This is a genomic window from Labilithrix sp. (assembly GCA_019637155.1).
Lineage (GTDB): Bacteria > Myxococcota_A > Polyangia > Polyangiales > Polyangiaceae > Labilithrix.
Genome location: JAHBWE010000004.1, coordinates 272,583 through 292,204, shown reverse-complemented (window position 1 = coordinate 292,204; position 19,622 = coordinate 272,583). Strand labels below are relative to the sequence as shown.

General features: G+C 71.3%; 16 protein-coding genes. 11 read left to right on the top strand and 5 right to left on the bottom strand.

Annotation, left to right across the window (positions count from 1 at the left end; translation table 11 throughout):
- Nucleotides 1-5: 5 nt before the first annotated feature.
- Nucleotides 6-3,605 (bottom strand): hypothetical protein, encoded by a 3,600-nt coding sequence (locus KF837_09840; GenBank protein MBX3227605.1) that lies wholly within the window; start codon nt 3,603-3,605, stop codon nt 6-8.
- 260 nt (nt 3,606-3,865) lie between these two features.
- On the opposite strand from KF837_09840, the gene KF837_09835 reads away from it, so the two are divergent.
- Both KF837_09835 and KF837_09830 read left to right on the top strand, forming a co-directional pair.
- Nucleotides 3,866-4,792 carry a hypothetical protein gene (locus tag KF837_09835; protein ID MBX3227604.1) on the top strand — a complete coding sequence of 309 codons (927 nt, stop codon included), beginning with the start codon at nt 3,866-3,868 and terminating at the stop codon, nt 4,790-4,792.
- Between the two features lie 3 nt (nt 4,793-4,795).
- Nucleotides 4,796-5,506: a S1 family peptidase gene (locus KF837_09830; protein ID MBX3227603.1), complete on the top strand. Its 711-nt coding sequence runs from the start codon at nt 4,796-4,798 to the stop codon at nt 5,504-5,506.
- 11 nt (nt 5,507-5,517) lie between these two features.
- Here the strand turns inward: KF837_09830 and KF837_09825 are convergent, their stop codons facing one another.
- Nucleotides 5,518-5,811 (bottom strand): hypothetical protein, encoded by a 294-nt coding sequence (locus KF837_09825; protein MBX3227602.1) that lies wholly within the window; start codon nt 5,809-5,811, stop codon nt 5,518-5,520.
- 157 nt (nt 5,812-5,968) lie between these two features.
- Between KF837_09825 and KF837_09820 the strand changes: the two genes are divergently transcribed.
- Nucleotides 5,969-6,616: a hypothetical protein gene (locus tag KF837_09820; GenBank protein ID MBX3227601.1), complete on the top strand. Its 648-nt coding sequence runs from the start codon at nt 5,969-5,971 to the stop codon at nt 6,614-6,616.
- 27 nt (nt 6,617-6,643) lie between these two features.
- Here KF837_09820 and hisN read toward each other — a convergent pair whose 3' ends face one another.
- Genes hisN through KF837_09805 form a run of 3 tightly spaced genes read right to left on the bottom strand, consistent with a single transcriptional unit; the run spans nt 6,644 to nt 9,953 of the window.
- Nucleotides 6,644-7,444, bottom strand: coding sequence for a histidinol-phosphatase (hisN, locus tag KF837_09815; GenBank protein ID MBX3227600.1), 801 nt, complete (start codon nt 7,442-7,444; stop codon nt 6,644-6,646).
- Nucleotides 7,425-8,372, bottom strand: coding sequence for a hypothetical protein (locus KF837_09810; protein ID MBX3227599.1), 948 nt, complete (start codon nt 8,370-8,372; stop codon nt 7,425-7,427). Before KF837_09810 ends, hisN begins: the two co-directional genes overlap by 20 nt.
- Before the next feature lie 45 nt (nt 8,373-8,417).
- Entirely contained in the window at nt 8,418-9,953 is a 1,536-nt protein-coding gene (locus KF837_09805; GenBank protein MBX3227598.1) for a hypothetical protein, read from the bottom strand.
- Nucleotides 9,954-10,044: 91 nt separating this feature from the next.
- Here KF837_09805 and KF837_09800 point away from each other — a divergent pair, with 91 nt between their 5' ends.
- The 8 genes from KF837_09800 (at nt 10,045) to KF837_09765 (ending at nt 19,608) form a co-directional block, all read left to right on the top strand.
- Nucleotides 10,045-10,209, top strand: a complete 165-nt coding sequence (locus tag KF837_09800) for a hypothetical protein (GenBank protein ID MBX3227597.1) — start codon at nt 10,045-10,047, stop codon at nt 10,207-10,209.
- 93 nt (nt 10,210-10,302) lie between these two features.
- Complete coding sequence (locus tag KF837_09795; GenBank protein MBX3227596.1) at nt 10,303-11,289, top strand: MoxR family ATPase; 987 nt, start codon at nt 10,303-10,305, stop codon at nt 11,287-11,289.
- An 8-nt stretch (nt 11,290-11,297) separates the two neighbouring features.
- Nucleotides 11,298-12,275: a DUF58 domain-containing protein gene (locus KF837_09790; GenBank protein ID MBX3227595.1), complete on the top strand. Its 978-nt coding sequence runs from the start codon at nt 11,298-11,300 to the stop codon at nt 12,273-12,275.
- Nucleotides 12,272-13,531, top strand: coding sequence for a hypothetical protein (locus tag KF837_09785; GenBank protein ID MBX3227594.1), 1,260 nt, complete (start codon nt 12,272-12,274; stop codon nt 13,529-13,531). Before KF837_09790 ends, KF837_09785 begins: the two co-directional genes overlap by 4 nt.
- Nucleotides 13,532-13,608: 77 nt before the next feature.
- Nucleotides 13,609-14,718 (top strand): VWA domain-containing protein, encoded by a 1,110-nt coding sequence (locus KF837_09780; GenBank protein MBX3227593.1) that lies wholly within the window; start codon nt 13,609-13,611, stop codon nt 14,716-14,718.
- Nucleotides 14,719-14,741: 23 nt separating this feature from the next.
- The gene (locus KF837_09775) at nt 14,742-15,947 is read left to right on the top strand and encodes a VWA domain-containing protein (protein MBX3227592.1); all 1,206 of its coding nucleotides are present in this window, start codon (nt 14,742-14,744) and stop codon (nt 15,945-15,947) included.
- Nucleotides 15,944-16,963, top strand: a complete 1,020-nt coding sequence (locus tag KF837_09770; protein MBX3227591.1) for a tetratricopeptide repeat protein — start codon at nt 15,944-15,946, stop codon at nt 16,961-16,963. Before KF837_09775 ends, KF837_09770 begins: the two co-directional genes overlap by 4 nt.
- Complete coding sequence (locus KF837_09765; GenBank protein ID MBX3227590.1) at nt 16,960-19,608, top strand: BatD family protein; 2,649 nt, start codon at nt 16,960-16,962, stop codon at nt 19,606-19,608. Before KF837_09770 ends, KF837_09765 begins: the two co-directional genes overlap by 4 nt.
- Nucleotides 19,609-19,622: the final 14 nt, after the last annotated feature.

Genomic DNA, 19,622 nt, shown 5'->3' with positions numbered 1-19,622 from the left:
TGGGCTCAACGTTCCGTCGCGTTCTTCACGCTGGCGTAGAGCTGCTCGAGGCCGCTCTCGGGATCGGTGAGGAGCTCGTGCACGTTCTGGAAGACGTTCGCGTAGTCGTCGGGATCGAGCGGGCCGTCCTCGGCGGCGTCGACGCGGTGCACGTCGGCGATCGCCTCGAGGAAGATCTGGAGCGCGGGGCGCGTCGGGCGGCCGGGCGGCGAGACCGGGAGCGAGAGGCGGGCGAGGCTGTTCCGGATCGCCTCCTCGGGGTCGAGCTCGCGCGCGCAGATCTCGTTGCCGTACTCGTCGTACGCGCGGGCGTTGAGGCGCGAGAGGAGCGACAGCTGCGGGTCGAGGTCGTCGAGCGAGTGCGCGAGGACGGGGTACATCGCGCGGACGTCCTTCATGTCGCCCATCGCGCCGAGCGCGTCGACGAGCGCGGCGATCGACTGATCGAGGACGCCGGGGCCGCGCGCCTTGCCCGCGAAGGGCGTGGAGGACGGGCCTTGCGCCTTGTCGCCGCCGAGCGGGCCGTCCTGGCGGAACATGTAGCTCGTCATCCGTCCGAGCTCGCCGCGCATCTCCTTGTCGCGGAGGATCACGTCGAGGAGATCGAGGCCGGACGTGACGAGGTTGCCCTTCAGCGTCTCCTCGACGTCGAGCGCGAGGTCCTTGCGGAGGGCGGGGCACGCGGTATCGCCCTTGCACTTCGCGAGGCGCTGCGCGCGGAGGAGCTCGATGATGACGGGCGCGATCTGGGGGACGCCCGGGTCCCTGAACTTCGCCTCGTCGCCGCGGCCGTCGACGGTGAGGAACTCGTCGACGATGCGGGAGCGCGCGGTGAGCCACTTGTTCTCGCGCGTCTTGTCCTTCGCGAGCACCGCCTCTTCGGCGCTGATCGCGTCGCGGAGGAGGCCCATGATCGAGATCGGCTTGCCCGACTTCGTCGTCGTCCCGCCCTTGCGATCGGTGACGCCGGAGGCGGCCGCGCGCGCGGGGTCGATCATCGCGCGCATGCCCTCGGCGAGGACCTGCACCGCCGGGACCGACTCCTTCTTCGCGCAGTCGGCGTCGCCGGACGCGATGCAGCGGTCGACCTTCATCCCGTTCGTGACCCGGCCGAGCTTCCCGAGCGACGCGACGATGTCGGTCGACTTCAGGATGTCGCCGAGCGCCGGCTCCACGCTCGCGACGCCGCCCTGGACCTTCCAGTGCTTGTCGAGCGCGATCATCAGGTCGATGAGGAGCTGCTCCTTCTGGTGCTTGACGAAGACCTCGACCAGCGGCGCGAAGGCCTCGTAACCGTGATTGTACTCGAGCGCAAAGAGGGTATCCGGATTGCGCTGATCCATATATTGGCCCTCCGTGCAGGAGCGGAGGCCGGAGATCGTCGCGCCCACGGGCGGCTTGTCGATGACGGTGTCGTCGCCGGCCCACGGATCGGGCATCGGCGGCCGCGCGGCGCAGGCCGAAGACGGGATATGCATCCCCTGGAGGTCCTTGAGGACGCAGGCGGTCGAGTGCTTGTTCGCCTCGGTGCAGACGAGGTTCGGGTCGATTTGATAGAAGACCTGGCGATTGAGGAACTCGGGGCGCGGGTAGATGACGCGCGGGTCGCGGCCGTCCAAGGTCGCGTCCCAGAACCCGCCGATCCCGGTCGACTTCGTGAGGACCTCCGGCGTCAGCACGGGCGGCTTCGGCTCCTCCGGGTTGAAGAACGCGGGCCGGAACTGGAGCGGCGCTTTGCCGATCATCGCGCGGAGATAAAAGACCGAGAGGTTGTCGATCTTGATGAGCGCGCACTCGGGGGCGGGGCCCTCGAGGGGGAGGTCGGCGGAGACGTATTCGCCGGTGACGGGCGACTTGATGTAGCCGTGGAGGACCGCGTCTTCCTTGTTGCAGAAGGTCACGCCGTTCGTGTCGGCGAGGAGCGAGAGGAAGCGCTGGAAGATGGACCGGTTCCAGCCCGTGTTCGGCTTCGTGCGATCGACCAGCGTCTCCGGCGCCGACGCGCCCTTCCCCGCCGTGGTGTTGATCGGCAATCCGGAGAGCGCGTTCGGATCGTAGGTAATCCGGTCGCGATAGAGCATTTGCGCCGGGATGGCTTGTTTGATGTAGACGGCGCGCTCGTCCGCCATCGAGGTGAGCACGTCCTCCACGAGGCCCGGCTCCGCCGACCACTTCAGCATCACGTCGAGGACGTCGTCGAAGAGGGTGGAGCCGTCAGGGAGCTTCGCCTCCGGGTGCGCGTCGAGGATCGCCTTCGCGTCGAGGAGGTCCCCCGTGACGCGCGCCATGAGCTCCGGCTCCTTCTCGAAGAGCTGGCCGAAGAGCGCGAGCGCGTCGTCGGTGCCGGGGTCGGCCGACATCTGGCCGGCGGCGTGGACGAGATCGAGGAGGGCCTCGCGCTCCTTGAGCAGCGGCGCGAGGCCTTCGGCGGCGTTGAAGACGGCCTCGTTGCCGTTGTCGGGATCGGCGAGCGGCGCGATGTGACGGACGAGCGCGGACGCGGCGGTGCTGCGCGCGTCGACGTATTCGTAGAGCGGGTTCTTCTCGCTGCCGACGAATGGATCCGGCGCGTTGCCCTTGAAGCGGCCCTGCGCGTCGAGGTCGGGGAGGCCGTCGCCGTCGCCGTCGACGAAGCCATCCGGGAGCGCGCCGTCCTTCTTCGCGACGACGGCCATGCCGCGGTAGTCGCGCTTCACGACCCACAGCGGCGGGCCGTTCGTGAAGACGGGGTGCTCGGTGAGGAGCACCGCGCGCGCGAGCTCGAGCGTCGTGCGCGGGCGCGAGAGGATCGGGCGGCCCGCCGCGTCGGTCGAGAGCGTGAGCGGCGCCTCCTGCTCGAACGGCTCGCGCATGTCCTCCTGCACCGCGGCGAGCACCTGCTTGAGCGCGCCGTAGCCTTTGCCCTTCGTGCCGGGCGCGTCGTACGGCGAGGCGTCGGGGCCGAGGAGGTGCATCGTCGCGCCGAGCATGTCGCGGAGGCGCGGCGCGGTGAGGACGGCGCCGAGGAGGCCGGTCGCGAGCTCGGGCGGCATGTACCCGCGGCGCGCGGAGAGGTGCATCATCGCCGCGCGGGCGCTCGCGCCTTGCTCCGTCGTGAGCGGCTCGATCGATCGCGCGGCGGCGCGGCTCGACTCGGGGACGAGCTCGTCGCCCTCCTTCGGGAGCAGGCGCGAGAGGAGGCCGCGGAGCTGTTCGCGCCGCGTCTTCGAGCTCACCGGGTCGCAGCTCGCGACGGGGTCCGCCGCGTCGAGGTTCTTGCCGACGACGATGTCGTCCGGGAACACCGTCTCGAGCGCGGCGATGATGTCGACCTTGTGGCGCGCGAGCGCCTCGACCTTCGCGACGGAGCGCGCGCGCACGGCGGCGTCGGGCGCGGGCGCGAGCTTCGATTGATCGACCGTGCTCGCGTCGCCGTGGCAGACGTTCTGGTACGAGATGCCGGTGAGGTCCTCGCGGAGCGCGTGCGCGCCGACGCGATCGCAGAGGACGCCGAAGATCTCCTGCCCGAGCGACGGTCCCGCCGGACGCGCTTCTTTCGCCTCCTCGCTCGCGCACCCTGCGAACGACCAGATGCCGAGGACGAAGAGAAGACGGAGGCGGCGCATGGCCCCTTACGGACTAGCGCACCTACGTCATGCGACAAGGCGTCTTTTGTAGGCTTTTTCGGCCTGTTCTGGATCCAGGTACGATCAAGAATGCTCAACTTGCGCACGTCTCGGCGCGTCATGGACAACGCAAGAATCACCCTGATTTAGTGCAGTTGGACATATGCACGACATGTCCGGAATTCGGCCTGAAGACGGGCGGTGTAGCCTTGACTCCCACACCCCAAGCGCTACTCAGACGCTCCTGCTTGGAGGCTCCCATGTCGATCATCCGCACCGCGACCTCGCTCTCGTTCCTCTGCCTCGCCGCGGCGCTCGCCGCGTGCAGCGCGAACACGTCCGATGAGCCGGTGGCCGGCTCGCAGGCGAACCTCAACGCGTGCGACGCCAACGGCACGTGGGCGATCAAGGTCGAGACGCCCGTGCAGTGGGCGGGCTCGTTCGTCGTCCAGGGCGGCACCGGCACGATCACGAACTGGCTCAAGTCGAACCGCACGCAGGACGGCACGTCCGTCACCGACGAGGCGACGCTCTGCGGCGTCCACACGCCGGACTACCTCTCGGCGCCCGCGTTCGGCGGCGAGAAGTACGGCGTCGCGTTCCCGGACGAGCTCTGGGAGAGCGGCGTCCTCCCGACGGTCACGATCAACGGCACGCTCTCGGGCACCGAGGTCGGCTCCTCGTTCCAGGCCGAGCAGGCCGCCGCCGTCCTCGGCGCGACGATGGCGAACCCGGCGACGGATCCGTGGCCGGCCAACGCGGCGCTCCTCCAGACGCTCGACGTCGACAACGACGGCAAGCCCGGCGTCTCGGTCGACACCGCGTCAGGTGCAGAATACAAGAACCCGCCGCTCGACGCGTTCCTCTCCGCCCGCGCGAGCAAGGTCTACACCGCGTTCCGCCAGGTCATCACGACGCAAGGCTCCATCACCTCCTGCAACCGCGTCGACGGCAGCGGCACGGTCGCCGTCATCGCGAACAAGCCCGCGATCGACCAGCGCGTCCTCGGCTGTCAGCGCGAGAACGGCACCGAGTGCAGCGCGTCCGAGTACAAGCTCCTCGACAGCGCGGCCCCCGTCTACAAGCCGACCGGCGACGCGATCGTCACGATGGTCCGCATCCCGGCCGAGGCGAGCTGCGCCGACATCCGCGCGATCGACTTCGAGACCGCGACCGGCAACCTCTGAGACTTGCCGAAGCGCGCCTCCTCGCTCCTGATCGCGCTCGCTGCTCCGGCGGCGTGCGCGCTCGCGTCCGAGGCGCCCGAGACCACGACGACACAAGCGATTCGTGGAGGTGAGGCCGAGAGCGGAATGCCCGCTGTCGGCCTCGTCACATTTGGCTCCCGTTACTGCACCGGCACGCTCATCGCGCCGGACGTCGTGCTCACCGCCGCGCACTGCATCACGAGCGCGCCGACGACGTTCCTGACGACGGAGGGGACCCCGGTCGCGACGCGCGCGCACGCGGTCGCGGAGAAGAAGCCGTACCCGTCGTGGACGCCGCTCGGCTGTCCGAACCCCACCCGCGACGTCGCGCTCTTGCGCCTCGCCGAGCCGATCACGAACGTCGATCCAGTGCCGTTCGGCGCGCCCCCTTCGCGCGGCGAGACGTGCACCGCGGCGGGCTTCGGCCGTCACGGCGCGGTGGAGCGTCGAAAGCGATCCGGCACGAGCCGCATCGACGACGTGATCGGCAACACCGTGCGCGTGACGTGGGGCGACGCTCTCGCGCACGCAGGCGACTCGGGCAGCCCGCTCCTCTGCGACGACGTCATCGTCGCCACCGCGTCATGCCACAACGACGGCGACGGCGCGACCCACCAGGTCGAGTACTACCAGCGCATCGACCACGCGAAGTCGTGGATCGACGCGACGCTCACGGAGTGGCGAGCGCGCTGAGGCTCCGGCCGTCAGCGGATGGCGGCGGTCCCCTCGACGACGTAGTAGTCGACGTCCGCCCAGCTCGCGTAGTGCTTCACGGCGCCTTCGTACTCGTAGAAGCCCTCCGTCGTCGCGAGGGTGTACGCCGCAGAGATGTTCGCGCGGTAGACGCCGGAGGTGCTCGTCTTGAAGCACCCGACGTACTCGGCCTGACCGCCCGCCCCGACGCGGTACGCCTTGAAGACCGCCGCGACGCGCGCGGGCGACGGGCTCGCGCGATCCGTGGGGAGCAGATAAGACGTCCGTGCGCTCCTCTTGCGCAATTAGCGCAACCGGCGGGTAGCCAAACGTAGGTGGGTTGTCGCTAACTGGTCGGCGCTGCACCACTGGATCATGGTCCGAGGGGCACCATGCCACTCATTGTGCAAACTTACGCATACGCTGTACACGGCATGGAGGCTGCTACGGGGGCATCTCACGATGCCGCTCAAGCCGCGAAAGCCTGTCGTCGCTGTCGTGCACGAGCCGGCTCCATCGATCACGCTCGTCACGCCCCCCGCCGGGCTCCTGGCCCTGCCGGAGGAGTGCTCGAACGGCGACGACGTCAGCGTGGACGTCTCCTTCGAGTCGATCTCGCAACCGTCGACGTCGTTTTCGTCGACAGAGCCGATGCTCCCGCGCGTCGCGCCGTACCCGAGTTACGAGAGCTTCGAGAGCTTCGAGCCCGCCGCGAGCTACGCGCGATACGAGAGCTGCGAGGACTACGGATTCGCTCCGCGTTACAGCGAGCCGGTCCTCCCGCGCATGGTCACGATCGCGGACATCGAGGACGAGCGCCCCAGCTTCGGCCACCGCGCCGCGCGCGCGCTCACACGCCTCGCCGTCACGTCCGCGGCCTTGGTCGCGATCGTCACCGCGGTCGCGTTCGGAGTCTCGTGGAAGCTCGACGTGCCCGTCACGACGGTCCACGCCATCGCGGCCCGCGAGGTCAACGCGCGGTTGGACGTCGGCGCGGTCGAGCACGAGCCCATCGTCGTCACCCCGCTCGAGGTGCAGCCTCACGCCCCGGTCACGGTGCAACAGCCCCGCGCGGCGCGCCCCGGCACCGTCGCCCGCGCACGCCGCTGAGCACGCGTACGCCGCGGAGCCCGCGCATCACGCGACGCCGCGGAGCACCGCGAGCGCTTCGGTGTGCACGCGCGGGTCGCCCGCCGCGACGATGCGGCCGCCGTGTTGCGGGTCGCCGCCGTCCCAGGTCGTGATGATGCCGCCGGCGCCTTCGACGATCGGGACGAGAGCTTGCACGTCCCACGGCTTGAGCGACGCCTCGACGATGAGGTCGACGAAGCCCATCGCGAGGAGACCGTAGGCGTAGCAGTCGCCGCCGAAGCGCGTCATGCGCGCGGCGTCGCCGAGCTCCTGGAAGGCGGCCTGCTCCGCGGGAGTGAAGTAGCCCGTGGGGTGGGTCGTCGTCAGGACCGCGGTCGCGATCGACTCGCACGCGCGGGTGCGGAGCTTCTCGCGGCCGCTCGCGGTGACGAGGTGCGTCTCGCCTCCGGCGCCGATCCAGCGCTCGCGCGTGATGGGCTGATCGAGCACGCCGAGGATCGGGCGCGCTCCGTCGTTGAGCGCGATGAGGATCCCCCATTGCGTCTGCCCGCAGATGAACGCGCGCGTGCCGTCGATCGGATCGAGCACCCACGTGAGCGGATCGGCGCCGCGCTCTTCGCCGTGCTCCTCGCCGATCACGCCGTGGAGCGGGTAGCGCTCGGCGATGAGACGGCGCATCGCCGCTTCGCCCTCACGATCGGCCTCCGTGACGGGGTCGTAGCCCGCGCGGCCGCTGCCCTTGTCGACGACGTCGAGGCGGACGCGGAACCAGGGGCGGATCACGTCGCCCGCGGCGTCCGCGAGCGTGTTGGCGAAGGCGACGAGCTCATCGAAGGGCGGCGTCATCGTTCGACGATACGCGGGAAAGTCGCGCCGCGCAGCGCGTGACGAAGTCGTCCTCGGTGACGAACGGCGCGGCGTAGCCCTCGCACGTCGTCGTCGCGATCGACTGCGCGAGGATGCTCTGCACCGCGATGCTCTTCAGCGGCGTCGTCTCGTCATGGGTGCTCGACTCGAAGACGAAGAGGACGTCGTCGGCCGCGGTGCCGGCGCCGAGCGGGTCGCGCATCCCTGTCATCACGAGGGGCGCGCCGCGGCGGCCAATCGCGGGGACCGACCACGCCGCGCTCTCGGCGCGGAAGCCGGCGACGGCCTGCGCGACGTCGAGCTCGCCGATGATCTCCGCGAGGCGGCGCAGCGCGGGGCGGCCTCGTTCGAGCTCGCGCGTGAGGACGAAGGCGTCGACGTCGAGCCGGAACACGACCTTGACGAAGCCGAGGAGCGTCGCCGTCGTCTCCTTCACCACCGTGCGCCGCCACTCCTCCGCGACGACGAGCGCGAGGCGCAGCGCGTCGAGGTCGTCCGCGACGCGCTCGCTCTCGAGCGCCGCGACCGCGAGCGCGGCGGCGAGCAGGCGATCGATCGGCGCGAGGACGTCGCCTCGCTCGACGCAGGCGTCGCCCCAGAGGAGCCCCGCGAGCGCGCCTTCGCTCGCGAGCGGCGCCACCGCGCCCGCGAACCCCGCGCGCAGCGCCTCGTCCGCGGCGAACGCGCGCACGCGTCGATCGACCGCGGTGACGGCGGCGCTCCCGTCGCTCGCGCGGCGGAGGCGGCGATAGAGCGTCTGCCGCCCGATCTCGGTCGCGCAGCGATCGAGCCGCGCGAACACGTCGTCCATGCCGAGCCCCGACCAGGACTCGTCACTGACTCCGCGATCGTGCGGGTCCTCTCCACGTCGAGCGACGTAGAGGCTGCCGGTGGCGGGTACATCCATCGGTCTCTCGAGCGCGCGCATCCGTAAGGTCGCCACGGCGGGTTGTCATCCCCCCGTCATGCGATTTTCAGTCCTCGCGTCGGCGATGACGTCGGCCGGCACCCCGGTGAGCTCCAGCACCGCGATCGCGTTCCTCGGCGCCGCGCGGCCGGCGCGGAGGAGATAGTCGAAGGCGAGCGCGGCGCCCTCGACGCGCTCGGCGAAGTAGAACGGATCGAAGTCGCGGGCGAGGCGCGCGATCAGCTCGTCGTCGTGCGTCGCCGCGAGCACGCGCGCGCCGCGACGGTGGAGGCCGCGCAGCACCGCCGCGCCCGCCGCGACGCGCTCCGCCGTGTTCGTGCCGCGGAACAGCTCGTCGACGACGCAGAGCCGGTCCTTGTGCGCGCATTTGTCGTATTCATCACATTCATCATCCTCGCAGAGCATGTCGCGCACCGCCTCGGCCTCGACCTGGAAGTGGCTCCGCCCGCCCTCGACGTCGTCCTCGACGTGGATGAGCGTGCGCACGCGGAGCGGCGGGGCGGCGTAGCGCTCGCACGTGACCGTCGCGATCGACTGCGCGAGCACGACCTGGAGCGCGATCCCCTTCAGGCACGTCGACTTTCCCGACGCGTTCGAGCCGAGGACGAGCCAGCCGCGCGCGTCGATCCGGACGTCGTTCGGCACGGCGCCGGCGACGAGGGGATGGCGCATCGCGGTCATGACGATCGGCGCGCCCGGCGGCAGGAACGACGGGACCGCGTGCGCGTTCTCCGCGCGGAACAGCGCGACCGCGCGCGCGGCGTCGAGGTCGCCGGCGACGGTGAAGAGCGTGCGCAGCGCCGCGCCGCGCGCGCGCAGCAGGCGGAGCGACGCGACGAACGCGTTCACGTCGACGAGGAAGAACACGTTGACGTAGGCGATGAGTGACGCGGCGACCTCGTCGAGGCCGCGCGCGTCGAGCGTCGCCCACGTGAGCGATCGCCGCCACGGCGCGACGGCGGCGACGGCGGCGCGGAGCGTGCGCGCGTCGTCGCCGAGCGCGTCGATCGCGGCGACCTTCTCCGCTGCCGCGACGAGCGACGCCACGGTCGCGAGCGCGTCGGCGTGCGCGGTCATGAACGGATGAAGATGGAGCCGCAGCGCGATGTTGCCGAGGACGAGCCCGACGAAGACGAGGAGCGCGAGCGGCCAGACCGCCGACGCGACGGCGGCGGCGAACGTGAGCGCGGTCGCGACCGGGAACATCCGCGCGCCGCGCGGCAACGCGGGCGCGTCGCGAAACAAGACCGGCGCCAGCGCCGCCGAGCGCTCCGCCGCGAGCGGCTTCACCGCCCGCTCGAACCGCCGCCGCGCGTCCACCTCCCCGAACGCGCGAACCCGCCGATCGAACCGCCGCATCTCCGCGTCCGCATCGAGCTCGCTCGCCACGGGCGCGCCGCGGAGGCGGGCGTAGAGGACCTGCGCTCCGATCGCGGTCGCGCAGCGGTCGAGGCGGGCGAAGACGGCGTCGAGCGCGAGGTCGCGCCACGTGCGATCGGAGAGGCCTTGGCCGCCGGTCGCGGAATGGAAAGCGGCGGCCGCCGCTGCGTCGCGCGTCATCGGGCAGCATCGGTAAGCACCGCCGGGCGCTCCGTCAGCCCCGCCGCACGAGATCGTTGGAAATGCAGGCCGGTTCGAGTAAATCAGGCACATGCAGCGCGGCACCGCGGAAATTTTCCTTGGGATCGGTCTCATCCTCCTGGGCATCCTCGCGCTCAAGCTGACGGACCAGAACTACTGGTGGGCCGCGATCGCGCTCGGCGCCGCGGTCGGCTCCAAGGGCGGCATCGCGATCTCGCAGCGCGCCCGCGTCTAGTCTCGAGCGGCCGCCGGGAATTCTCGCGACGGTGCGTCGGTTCTGCACGGGCCGCGCTGCATCTGCAGCGCCGTTCGTGGTAGGAAGCCGCCGATGGTAGACGCCCGGGAGCTCAACGAAATCGTCGCGCGGGAGAGCGCGTTCGTCGACCGGATCCAGACGGAGGTCGGCAAGGTCATCGTCGGCCAGACCTACATGATCGAGCGGATCCTCATCGGTCTGCTCACCGGCGGGCACGTCCTCCTCGAAGGCGTCCCCGGCCTCGCGAAGACCCTCACCGTCCGCACGCTGTGCGACGCGATCAGCGCGAAGTTCGCGCGCATCCAGTTCACGCCCGACCTCCTCCCCGCCGACGTCATCGGCACCGTCATCTACAACCAGCAGAAGGGCGAGTTCACCTCGAAGCTCGGCCCCATCTTCGCGAACCTCGTCCTCGCCGACGAGATCAACCGCGCGCCGGCGAAGGTGCAGAGCGCCCTCCTCGAGGCGATGCAGGAGCGCCAGGTCACGATCGGCGATCGGACCTACCCGCTCCCGTCGCCGTTCATCGTCATGGCGACGCAGAACCCGATCGAGCAGGAGGGCACCTATCCCCTCCCCGAGGCGCAGGTCGATCGCTTCATGCTCATGTGCAAGGTCGGCTATCCCTCGCGCGAGGACGAGCGGAAGATCATGGACCGCATGACCTCGATGGTCCCGGTGAGCGCCGAGTCCGTCGTCACGCCGCAGGAGCTCGTCGAGGCGCGGAAGACGATCGGGCAGATCTACGTCGCCGACAAGGTGAAGGACTACATCGTCGACGTCGTCTTCGCGACGCGCGAGCCGTCGAAGCACGGCCTCAAGGACCTCGCGCCGCTCATCGAGTTCGGCGCCTCCCCGCGCGCCTCCATCGCGCTGAACCTCGCCGCGCGCGCGCACGCGTTCCTCCGCCACCGCGGCTACGTCACCCCCGAGGACGTGAAGGCGGTCGGCCCCGACGTGCTCCGCCACCGCGTCGTCCTCACCTACGAGGCCGACGCCGAAGAGGTGACGAGCGAGCAGGTCGTCCGCCGCGTGTTCGAGGTCGTCGAAGTCCCGTAGCGCCGCGCATGATTCCCCGAGAGATCCTGGCGGCGCTCCGCACGATCGAGATCCACACCGCGCGGCTCGCGAACGAGCAGCTCTCGGGCACGTACAAGTCCAGCTTCAAGGGCCAGGGCCTCGCCTTCCGCGAGGTGCGGCCGTACCAGCCCGGCGACGACATCCGCACGATCGACTGGAACGTCTCCGCGCGCATGAACGAGACCTTCGTGAAGGTCTTCCAGGAAGAGCGCGAGATGACGGTCATGCTCGCGGTCGACCTCTCCGCCTCGGAGCGCTTCGGCACCCAGCGCGCCCCGAAGGCCCGCGTCGCCTCCGAGGTCGCCGCCCTCCTCGCCTTCAGCGCGATCCGCAACAACGACCGCATCGGCCTCATCCTCTCCACGAGCAAGGTCGAGCGCATCGTGCCGCCGAAAAAAGGCGAAAAACACGTCATGCGCGTCGTCCGCGAGATCCTCGGATTCGAGGCGCCGCAGCCCGCCGGGGCGCGCCACGCGGAGGACCGGGTCGCGCAGAAGAAGCCGAAGAAGCGCGCCAACGACCGGTTCCCCGCCGCGCCATATCCCAACCTCGGCGCGCAGACCGATCTGAAGGCCGCCCTCGAGGCGCTCACGCACGTGTCGCGCCGGCGCTCGGTCGCGTTCATCGTCTCCGACTTCCTCGCCGCGGGGTGGGAGCGCGCGCTCTCGCTCGCGAGCGCGAAGCACGACGTGATCCCGGTCGTCCTCGTCGACAGGCGCGACTTCGAGCTCCCCGACGTCGGCCTCGCGACGTTCGAGGACCTCGAGAGCGGCGAGATGATCGTCGTCGACACGTCGGACAAGTACGTCCGCGCGCACTTCGAGTCCGAGATGAAGAAGATCAAGGAGGCGCGGCGCCAGGTCTTCCTCAAGCTCGGCATCGACGCGGTGGAGGTCGACACCGGCGGCTCGTTCGTGAAGCCGATCCGCGATCTGTTCGCCCGCCGCGCCCGGAGGATCCGGTGAGGCTCTTCGCTTCGCTGCTCCTCGCCTTGCTCCTCGTGAGCGCGCGCGCCTTCGCCGCCGACGCGACCGACGCGGGCGCGGGCGAGTCCACGTACGGCTGCGTCGAGCACGTGCCGAAGGGCGCGGAGAAGATGACGGTCACGGACACGTTCCCCGCGCGCGGCATCAGCGGCTACGCGGCGACGCTGTCGATCACGGTGCGCCACGGCAAGGGCGAGCGCGTGCTCCCCTCCGGCCTCGATCTCTCCGGCGCGGTCGAGGCGAAGAAGGTGCTGAAGCAAGCCGGCTTCGTCGTGCCGGAGCAGGACGCCGGCGCGGGCGCGCGCCTCTGGTCCGACGCGGAGGACACGGCGTCGGGGACCGCGGTCACGCACCTCGAGCTGCCGCTCGTGCTCCTCCCCGAGAAGCCGGGGCGCAACGTGATGGCCGTCCCTCCCCTCCCCGTCGCGGTGTCGCGCGCGAACGGCGAGATCGCGACGCTGTGCACGCACCCGCACACGATCCTGGTCGAGGACCCGACCGCGAACACGCCGGACGCGATGCCGCGCGAAAACCCGCCCGGCGTCCCGCAGCGCGAAGAGTGGACCGCGATGAAGAAGGCGGTCCTCTGGGGCGCGCTCGGGCTCGCGGCCGGCGCGATCATCGCGCTCCTCGTCCGGCGCTGGCTGAACCGCCCTCGCCCGGTGCCGCCTCCGCCGCCGCCGCGCCCGCCGTGGGAGGTCGCGCTCGAGGAGCTCGAGGCCGTGCGTCACGCGGGGCTCCTCGAAGCGGAGCGCTACGGCGAGCACTTCGATCGTACGAGCGACGCGCTCCGGCGCTACCTCGGCGCGCGCTTCGACTTCGACGGCCTCGAGTCGACGACGGACGAGATCCTCGCCGCGCTGAAGAAGAACGCGGGCGGCTTCATCCGCTTCGAAGACCCGGAGCCGGGCGCGGTCGCGTTCGCGCCGGGGATGTCGATCGAGCGCATCGCGACGTTCCTGCGCGACGCCGACCTCGTGAAGTTCGCGAACCTCACCCCGACCCCGGAGCAGTGCGCGCGCTCGATCACGAGCGGCGAGGCGATCGTCCGCGGGACGATGCCGTTCTCGCAAGGCGGCACGCCGGCGACCGACTTCGCGGTCGACGATCCCGTCGCCGCCGCCGGCCTCCGCTCGCCCGACACCGAGGCCGCGCCGCCCGCGCCGCCGAAAGAAGAGCGCTCGCCGTACGCGCCACCCGACGACTACGTGCCGCCGAAGGAGGGTGACTCGTGAGCCGCGTCGGCCGTGCGCTCTCGATCGTCTTCGGCACGCTGCTGCTCGTCGCGCTCGGCCTCGTCTACCCCGCGGTGATGCGGGGGGAGGCGTGGCTCAGCGCGATCTGGACCGTGCCCGTGCTCGCGTGGCTCCCGCCCGAGGCGCGGCTGCCGGTGCTCGGGGCGCTCGGCGTGGTCCTCGGCGCGATCGTGGTGTGGCGCACCACGCTCGGCGCCGACGCGCGCACGCCGCGCATGCGCATCGGCGCGATCGCGCCGCTCTTCACCGGTCCGCGCGGCTTCCGCACGAAGCTGCGCGACGTGCCGGGGATGATCCGCGGCGCCGCGATCGTGCTCGCCGTCCTCGCGCTCGGGCGCCCGCAGAACGTGCTCCGCGGCGAGAACGCGGACGAGAAGGGCATCGACATGGTCGTCGTGCTCGACCTCTCGTATTCGATGAAGGCGCTCATGGACGCCGACGCGACGGAGCCGGCCGCGCCCGGCGCCGCGCCGCGCCGTCCGGTGCAGCGCCTCACGCGCCTCGAGACGGCGAAGGAGGTCATCCTCGACTTCGTCGCGCGGCGGAAGAACGACCGCATCGGCGTCGTCGTCTTCGGGCGCAGCGCGTACATCCTCTCGCCGCCCACGCTCGACAAGTCGCTCCTCTCCACCCTCGTCAGCAAGATGGAGCTCGGGCTCATCGACGGCGCCGGCACCGCGATCGGCGACGCGGTCGGCACCGGCGTCGCGCGCCTCCGCCGCTCCACCGCGCGCTCGAAGGCGATCATCCTCCTCACCGACGGCGACTCGAACGCCGGCTCGATCGCGCCCGACTACGCCGCCCACCTCGCGCAGGAGCAGGGCGTGAAGGTGTTCACCGTGCAGATCGGCAACGGCGACGACGTCGACGTGCAAGAGGGCGTCGACCTCTTCGGCCAGCCGAAGTACGTGCGCGAGCACTTCCCGACCAACCCGGAGCTCTTGAAGCGGATGGCGTCGAGCACCGGCGGCGACTCGTTCATCGCGACGGACAAGAAGGGGCTCGAGCAGAGCATGCACTCGATCCTCGACAAGCTCGAGAAGACGATCTTCGAGCAGCAGCGCTCGACGATGGAGGACCTCTTCTCGCTCATCCTCGTCCCCGCGGTCGCGCTCGTCGCGCTCGAGGCGCTCGTGCGCCTCCTCGTCGTGCGGAGGTTCCCATGAGGTTCGCCTACGACCTCCTCTTGATGCCGTACCTCTTGATCGCGATCGCGTGCGTCGCGCTCGTGGGGGGGTTCGCGGCGTCGCTCATCCTCGCGTCGGTGCGGCGCGGGCGGGCGACGAAGGTGTTCGGCGATCCGAAGCTCGTGACGCGGCTCGAGACGTTCGACGCCTCGGGGCGGCGCGCGCTGAAGGGGGTGCTCCTCGTCGTCGCGATGGTGTGCGCGTTCCTCGCGCTCGCGCGCCCGCAGTGGGGCCGCGGCACCAAGCTCGTCCCCGCGACGAACCTCGACGTCGTCATCGTCCTCGACTTCTCGAAGAGCATGTACGCGCGCGACGTCGCGCCCTCCCGCATCGCGCGCGCGAAGGCGGAGATCGGCAAGCTCGTCCGCGAGCTGCCGGGCGCGCGCTTCGGCGCGATCGCGTTCGCGGGGGAGCCGATGAGCTTCCCGCTCACGAGCGACTCCGCCGCGATCGCGCAGTTCTTCCGCCAGCTCGAGCCGAACGACATGCCGGTCGGCGGCACCGCGATCGGCCGCGCGCTCGAGCGCGCGCGCGAGGTGTTCGCGCGCGATCCGAAGTCGAAGGACCACGTCCGCGTCATCGTCCTCGTCACCGACGGCGAGGACCTCGAGGGCGACCCCGTCGCGGTCGCGCGCGCGGCGGCGGAGGACAAGACGCGCATCGACGTGGTGCAGATCGGCGGCCGCATGCCGGAGGCGGTCCCGGAGGTCGGCCCCGACGGCCGCGTGACCGGCCTCCGCCGCGACGAGAACGGCGAGACGCTGATGACGTCGCTGAGCGCGGAGGGCGAGAAGCAGCTCGCCGACATCGCGGAGACCACCGGCGGCGCGATCGTCCGCTCGGCGAAGGGCGAGACCGGCATCGACGAGATCGCGCAGGGCCTGAAGCGCATGATGCGCGAGGAGCTCGCCGAGCGCGTCGAGATCGCGTTCGACGAGGAGTACATGTGGCCCCTCGGCGTCGCGATCGCCCTCCTCTTCATCGAGGGCATGGTCCCCGAGGCTCCGCTCCCCCGCCTCGCCTTCGGCTTCGTCGGCGGCACCGCCGCGGTCGCACCGGTAAAGAAGCGGAGCACCGGAAAAAGGAAGCGCGGGGACGTCTCCTCCCGGGGGTCCGGGGGCGTAGAGCGCGTCTCCGCGCGACCGGCCCCCGGCGGGGAGAGCTCGAGAGGGGCAGCGCCCCTCTCGAAGAAAAGAGCGAAGTCGTGACGCGGTTCCGGCGCCTCTTCTTCGTCGCCGTCGCCTGCGCCGTCGTGGCGGCGTGCGGCTGGGACCCGTCGCGACCCTTCGATCGGGAGTCGCCGCAGGTGAACGAGGCGCTGCGTGTCTACGACGCCGGCGAGGCCGGGAGCGCGGCGGAGCTCCTCCAGGACTACCTCGCGACCGGCGGCTGTCAGGAGGGCAACATCGGCACGCCGCCGCGGGTGCGCGACAAGTCGAACGGCAGCTTCGACCTCGGGCTCGCGCTCTTCAAGATCGCGGAGGCGTACGGCCATCGCTTCGGCGACGAGGAGAACGACGCCGGCTTCCTCGATCCGGACCTCCCCAAGATGCGCGGGTCGCAGGTCGACTGCGCGCTCCGCGTCGTGCGGGCGATCGCGGAGGACGCGACCCAGCCCGCCGCGCTGCGGGCGCGCGCGCGCTACCTCGAGGGCAACCTCCTCTTCTTGACCGCCGCCTACAAGGAGGCCGTCACCGCCTACGAGAAGGCGCTCGAGCTGATCCCGGCGATGGGCGACGCGGGGCCGATCGGCGCCGCCGCCGACGCGCAGGTCACCTGGGACGTCGACCCGATCGGCCGCGACGCGGCGTGGAACCGCGCCGTCGCGCTGCGGCGGATCGAGGACAAGAAGGACGCGAGCCCGCCCGACAGCGGCCCCGGCGACGGCGGCGGCGAGAACCAGAACGAGGACGGCGGGAACGACAAGCAGGATCAGGACGGCGGGGACGGCAAGGACGACGACAAAAACAAGGACGGCGGCAAAGACGATAAAGACGACCAAAACAAAGACGCGGGCAAGGACGCGGGCGGCGACGACAAGAAGGACGACCCGAACAAGGACGACCCGAAGGACGCCGGCCCCCCGCCGCCGCCTCCGCCCCCGTCGCGCCAGAGCCAGGACGAGCGCATCCTCGACCAGCTCGAGAACGCGCCCACCGTGCAGCAGGAGGCCGCCAAGAAGCAGGGGCGCGCGCGGAAGGTGAAAGGCACCGCCGACAAATGACGTGGCTCCGGCAACTCGCTGCGTTCCTCGCCGCCTTCGCGGTCGTGTTCCTCGCGGGGATGCCGCGCGCGTTCGCGCAGAGCCTCGACGTGACGTCGAACGTCGACGCGGCCGAGATCGGGCTCGGCGACACCGTCGTCTACACGCTGCAGGCGATGTCGCGGACGAAGGAGCAGCCGAGCGATCCGCGCATCGGGCAGCACCAGGGCTTCACGCTCGTGGACACGGGCTCGTCGCCTTCGCACATGGTGTCGATCGTGAACGGGCGCGCGAGCGAGCAGCACGGGCTCACGACGCAGTGGCGCCTCCGCGCCGATCGGCTCGGGACCTTCACGATCGGCCCCGCCTCCGTCGCGTTCGGGAACGGTCGCGTGAGCGGGCAGGCGCAGAGGGTCGTCGTCGTCGCGCCGGGCCAGGGGCACGCGAGGCCGCGCCGGCCGCGCGATCCGTTCGGCGGCGGCTCGCCCTTCGATCCGTTCCGCGGCATCTTCGGCGCGCCCGACGACGACGATCCTTTCAACGCGATCCAGACCGATCCGAAGCTCTCGCTCCCCGCCGAGCGCGCGCCGGTCGCGTTCCTCCACGCGACGATCGACAAGCAGCGCGTCGTCGTCGGCGAGCAGGTCACGCTCACGGTCTACCTCTACGAGGACCTCCATCAGCGCCAGGGCCGTCCCTCCGACGTCCACGAGGCGACCGCGAACGACTTCGTGAAGCGCTCGCTCATGCAGGACGAGTCGCGCGCTGTCCTCGTCGGCAACGCGAGCATCGGCGGCAAGGTGTGGAGCGTGAAGCTCGTGCGCAAGAGCGCGCTCTTCCCGCTCAAGACGGGGCGCCTCGAGATCGCGCCGATGTCGCTCTCGCTCCCGCAGGTGCGCGTCGGTCTCCGCGAGAGCGAGCGGCTCTACGTCGACGTGATCGAGCCCCCGGTAGAGGGCCGGCCGGCCGGCTTCCAGCTCGGCGACACGGGGGACTTCTCGCTCTCGGCGCAGGTCACGCCGCGCTCGCTCGAGCAGCACGGCGCGGTCGGCGTCACGGTGGAGCTGCGCGGCACCGGCAACATCCCGGCGACGATCCCGATGCCGGAGATCGCGGGCGTGGAGTGGCTCGAGCCCTCGACGCGCGACGCGCTCGGTCCCGCGAGCAACGACCTCTACGGCGGCACGCGGACCTTCGCGTACGTCGCGCGCGTCCACAAAGAAGGGGCGGTCGACCTCGGCGAGATCCGCCTGCCCTACTTCGATCCGAGGACGCGCGGCTACAGCGTGGCGCGCGCGGCGCTCGGCATCCTCTCGGTCGCGAAGTCCGACGGCCGCGACGGCGGGGCCGACGTGAACGAGCCGGTCCTCGCGAACATGCCCGCGCCGCGCGCGGAGCTCGAGGGCCGTCGCGCGGAGTCCTTCATCACCGAGCGCCCCGTCTACTGGGGCGCGCTCTTCGGCTCGCCGTTCGCCTGCGCGATCGCGATCGTGCTCGGCGACGCGGTCCGTCGCGCCCGCGAGCGCCGCGCGAGCGCGACCCCTTCACCCGAGAAGATCGCGAAGGACCGCCACGCCGAGGCCACGTCCGCGCTGAAGGGCGACGACGGCGCGAAGGCGGCCGCCGCGATCGCGCGCGCGGTCGAGGCCGACGTCCTCGCGAAGCACGGCGTGAACCTGCGCGGCACCTCCGGCGACGCGGCGCTCTCCGAGCTCACCGACGCAGGGATGGACGAGACGAAGGCGAAGGAGGTCCTCGCCGTCGTCGCCGCGTGCGAGGACGCGCGCTTCTCTCCGAGCGGCGTCGAGATCGAGCCGATGCGCGCGCTGTGGAAGCGCGCCCTCGCGGCGCTCGTCCTCGCGCTCTTCGTCCTCTTCCCCGCCCACGCCGGCGCCGCCGACGAGGGCGACGAGCAGACCGATCCCGCCGCGCTCTTCCGCGGCGCGACGCAGGCGCTCGCGGCCGACAAGCCGGCGGAGGCGATCGCGAAGCTCGAGGCGCTCGGCGATCGCGGCGTCGTCGACGCGGTCATCAGCTTCGATCGCGGGCTCGCCTACGCCGCGCGCGTGCGCCTCGGCGCCGAGCAGCCGGGCGACCTCGGCCGCGCGGCGCACGGCTTCGAGGAGGCGCGCGCGCTCACCTTCGACCGCCGCCTCGAGGACGACGCGACGAACGCGCTCGCGAGCGTCCGCTCCGAGGTCGCCCGCCGCCGCGCACGCACCGGCGACCCCGTCGAGATCGCCTCCGGCTTCTCCCTCGGCCGCTCGATCGTGGAGCTCTTGCCCGAGAACGCGTGGGCGATCCTCGCCGCGGTGATGGCGGCGGTGCTGACCGGCGCGATCGTGGCGCGCCGCCTCGCGGAGCTGCCGCGCGCGAAGGTCGCCGCCACGACGTCGGCGTCGATCGCGGGCGCGCTGCTCGTCGCCGGCGCCGTCCTCGCGTACGCGGCCCGCGACGCGCGCCTCCACCTCCGCGAGGGCATCGTCGTCGCCCCGAACGCCCGCCTCCTCGACGGAAAACACGTCGCGATCGACGGCGTCGCCCCGATCCCGGAGGGCGTCCGCGCCCGCATCCTCGAGGAGCACGGCGGCTTCAGCCGCGTCCACCTCTCCGGCGCCGACGGCTACTTGCCTTCGAGCTTCGTCCTGCCGATCGCGAAGCGGTAGCTACGGTGAGCGTG

What these genes read in the sequence shown, in the direction of transcription:
- KF837_09840 (MBX3227605.1), bottom strand. Translation starts at nt 3,605, where the DNA reads ATGCGCCGCCTCCGTCTTCTCTTCGTCCTCGGCATCTGGTCGTTCGCA.
- KF837_09835 (MBX3227604.1), top strand. Translation starts at nt 3,866, where the DNA reads ATGTCGATCATCCGCACCGCGACCTCGCTCTCGTTCCTCTGCCTCGCC.
- KF837_09820 (MBX3227601.1), top strand. Translation starts at nt 5,969, where the DNA reads ATGCCGCTCAAGCCGCGAAAGCCTGTCGTCGCTGTCGTGCACGAGCCG.
- hisN (MBX3227600.1), bottom strand. Translation starts at nt 7,444, where the DNA reads ATGACGCCGCCCTTCGATGAGCTCGTCGCCTTCGCCAACACGCTCGCG.
- KF837_09810 (MBX3227599.1), bottom strand. Translation starts at nt 8,372, where the DNA reads ATGGATGTACCCGCCACCGGCAGCCTCTACGTCGCTCGACGTGGAGAG.
- KF837_09805 (MBX3227598.1), bottom strand. Translation starts at nt 9,953, where the DNA reads ATGACGCGCGACGCAGCGGCGGCCGCCGCTTTCCATTCCGCGACCGGC.
- KF837_09800 (MBX3227597.1), top strand. Translation starts at nt 10,045, where the DNA reads ATGCAGCGCGGCACCGCGGAAATTTTCCTTGGGATCGGTCTCATCCTC.
- KF837_09795 (MBX3227596.1), top strand. Translation starts at nt 10,303, where the DNA reads ATGGTAGACGCCCGGGAGCTCAACGAAATCGTCGCGCGGGAGAGCGCG.
- KF837_09790 (MBX3227595.1), top strand. Translation starts at nt 11,298, where the DNA reads ATGATTCCCCGAGAGATCCTGGCGGCGCTCCGCACGATCGAGATCCAC.
- KF837_09780 (MBX3227593.1), top strand. Translation starts at nt 13,609, where the DNA reads ATGCGGGGGGAGGCGTGGCTCAGCGCGATCTGGACCGTGCCCGTGCTC.
- KF837_09775 (MBX3227592.1), top strand. Translation starts at nt 14,742, where the DNA reads ATGCCGTACCTCTTGATCGCGATCGCGTGCGTCGCGCTCGTGGGGGGG.
- KF837_09765 (MBX3227590.1), top strand. Translation starts at nt 16,960, where the DNA reads ATGACGTGGCTCCGGCAACTCGCTGCGTTCCTCGCCGCCTTCGCGGTC.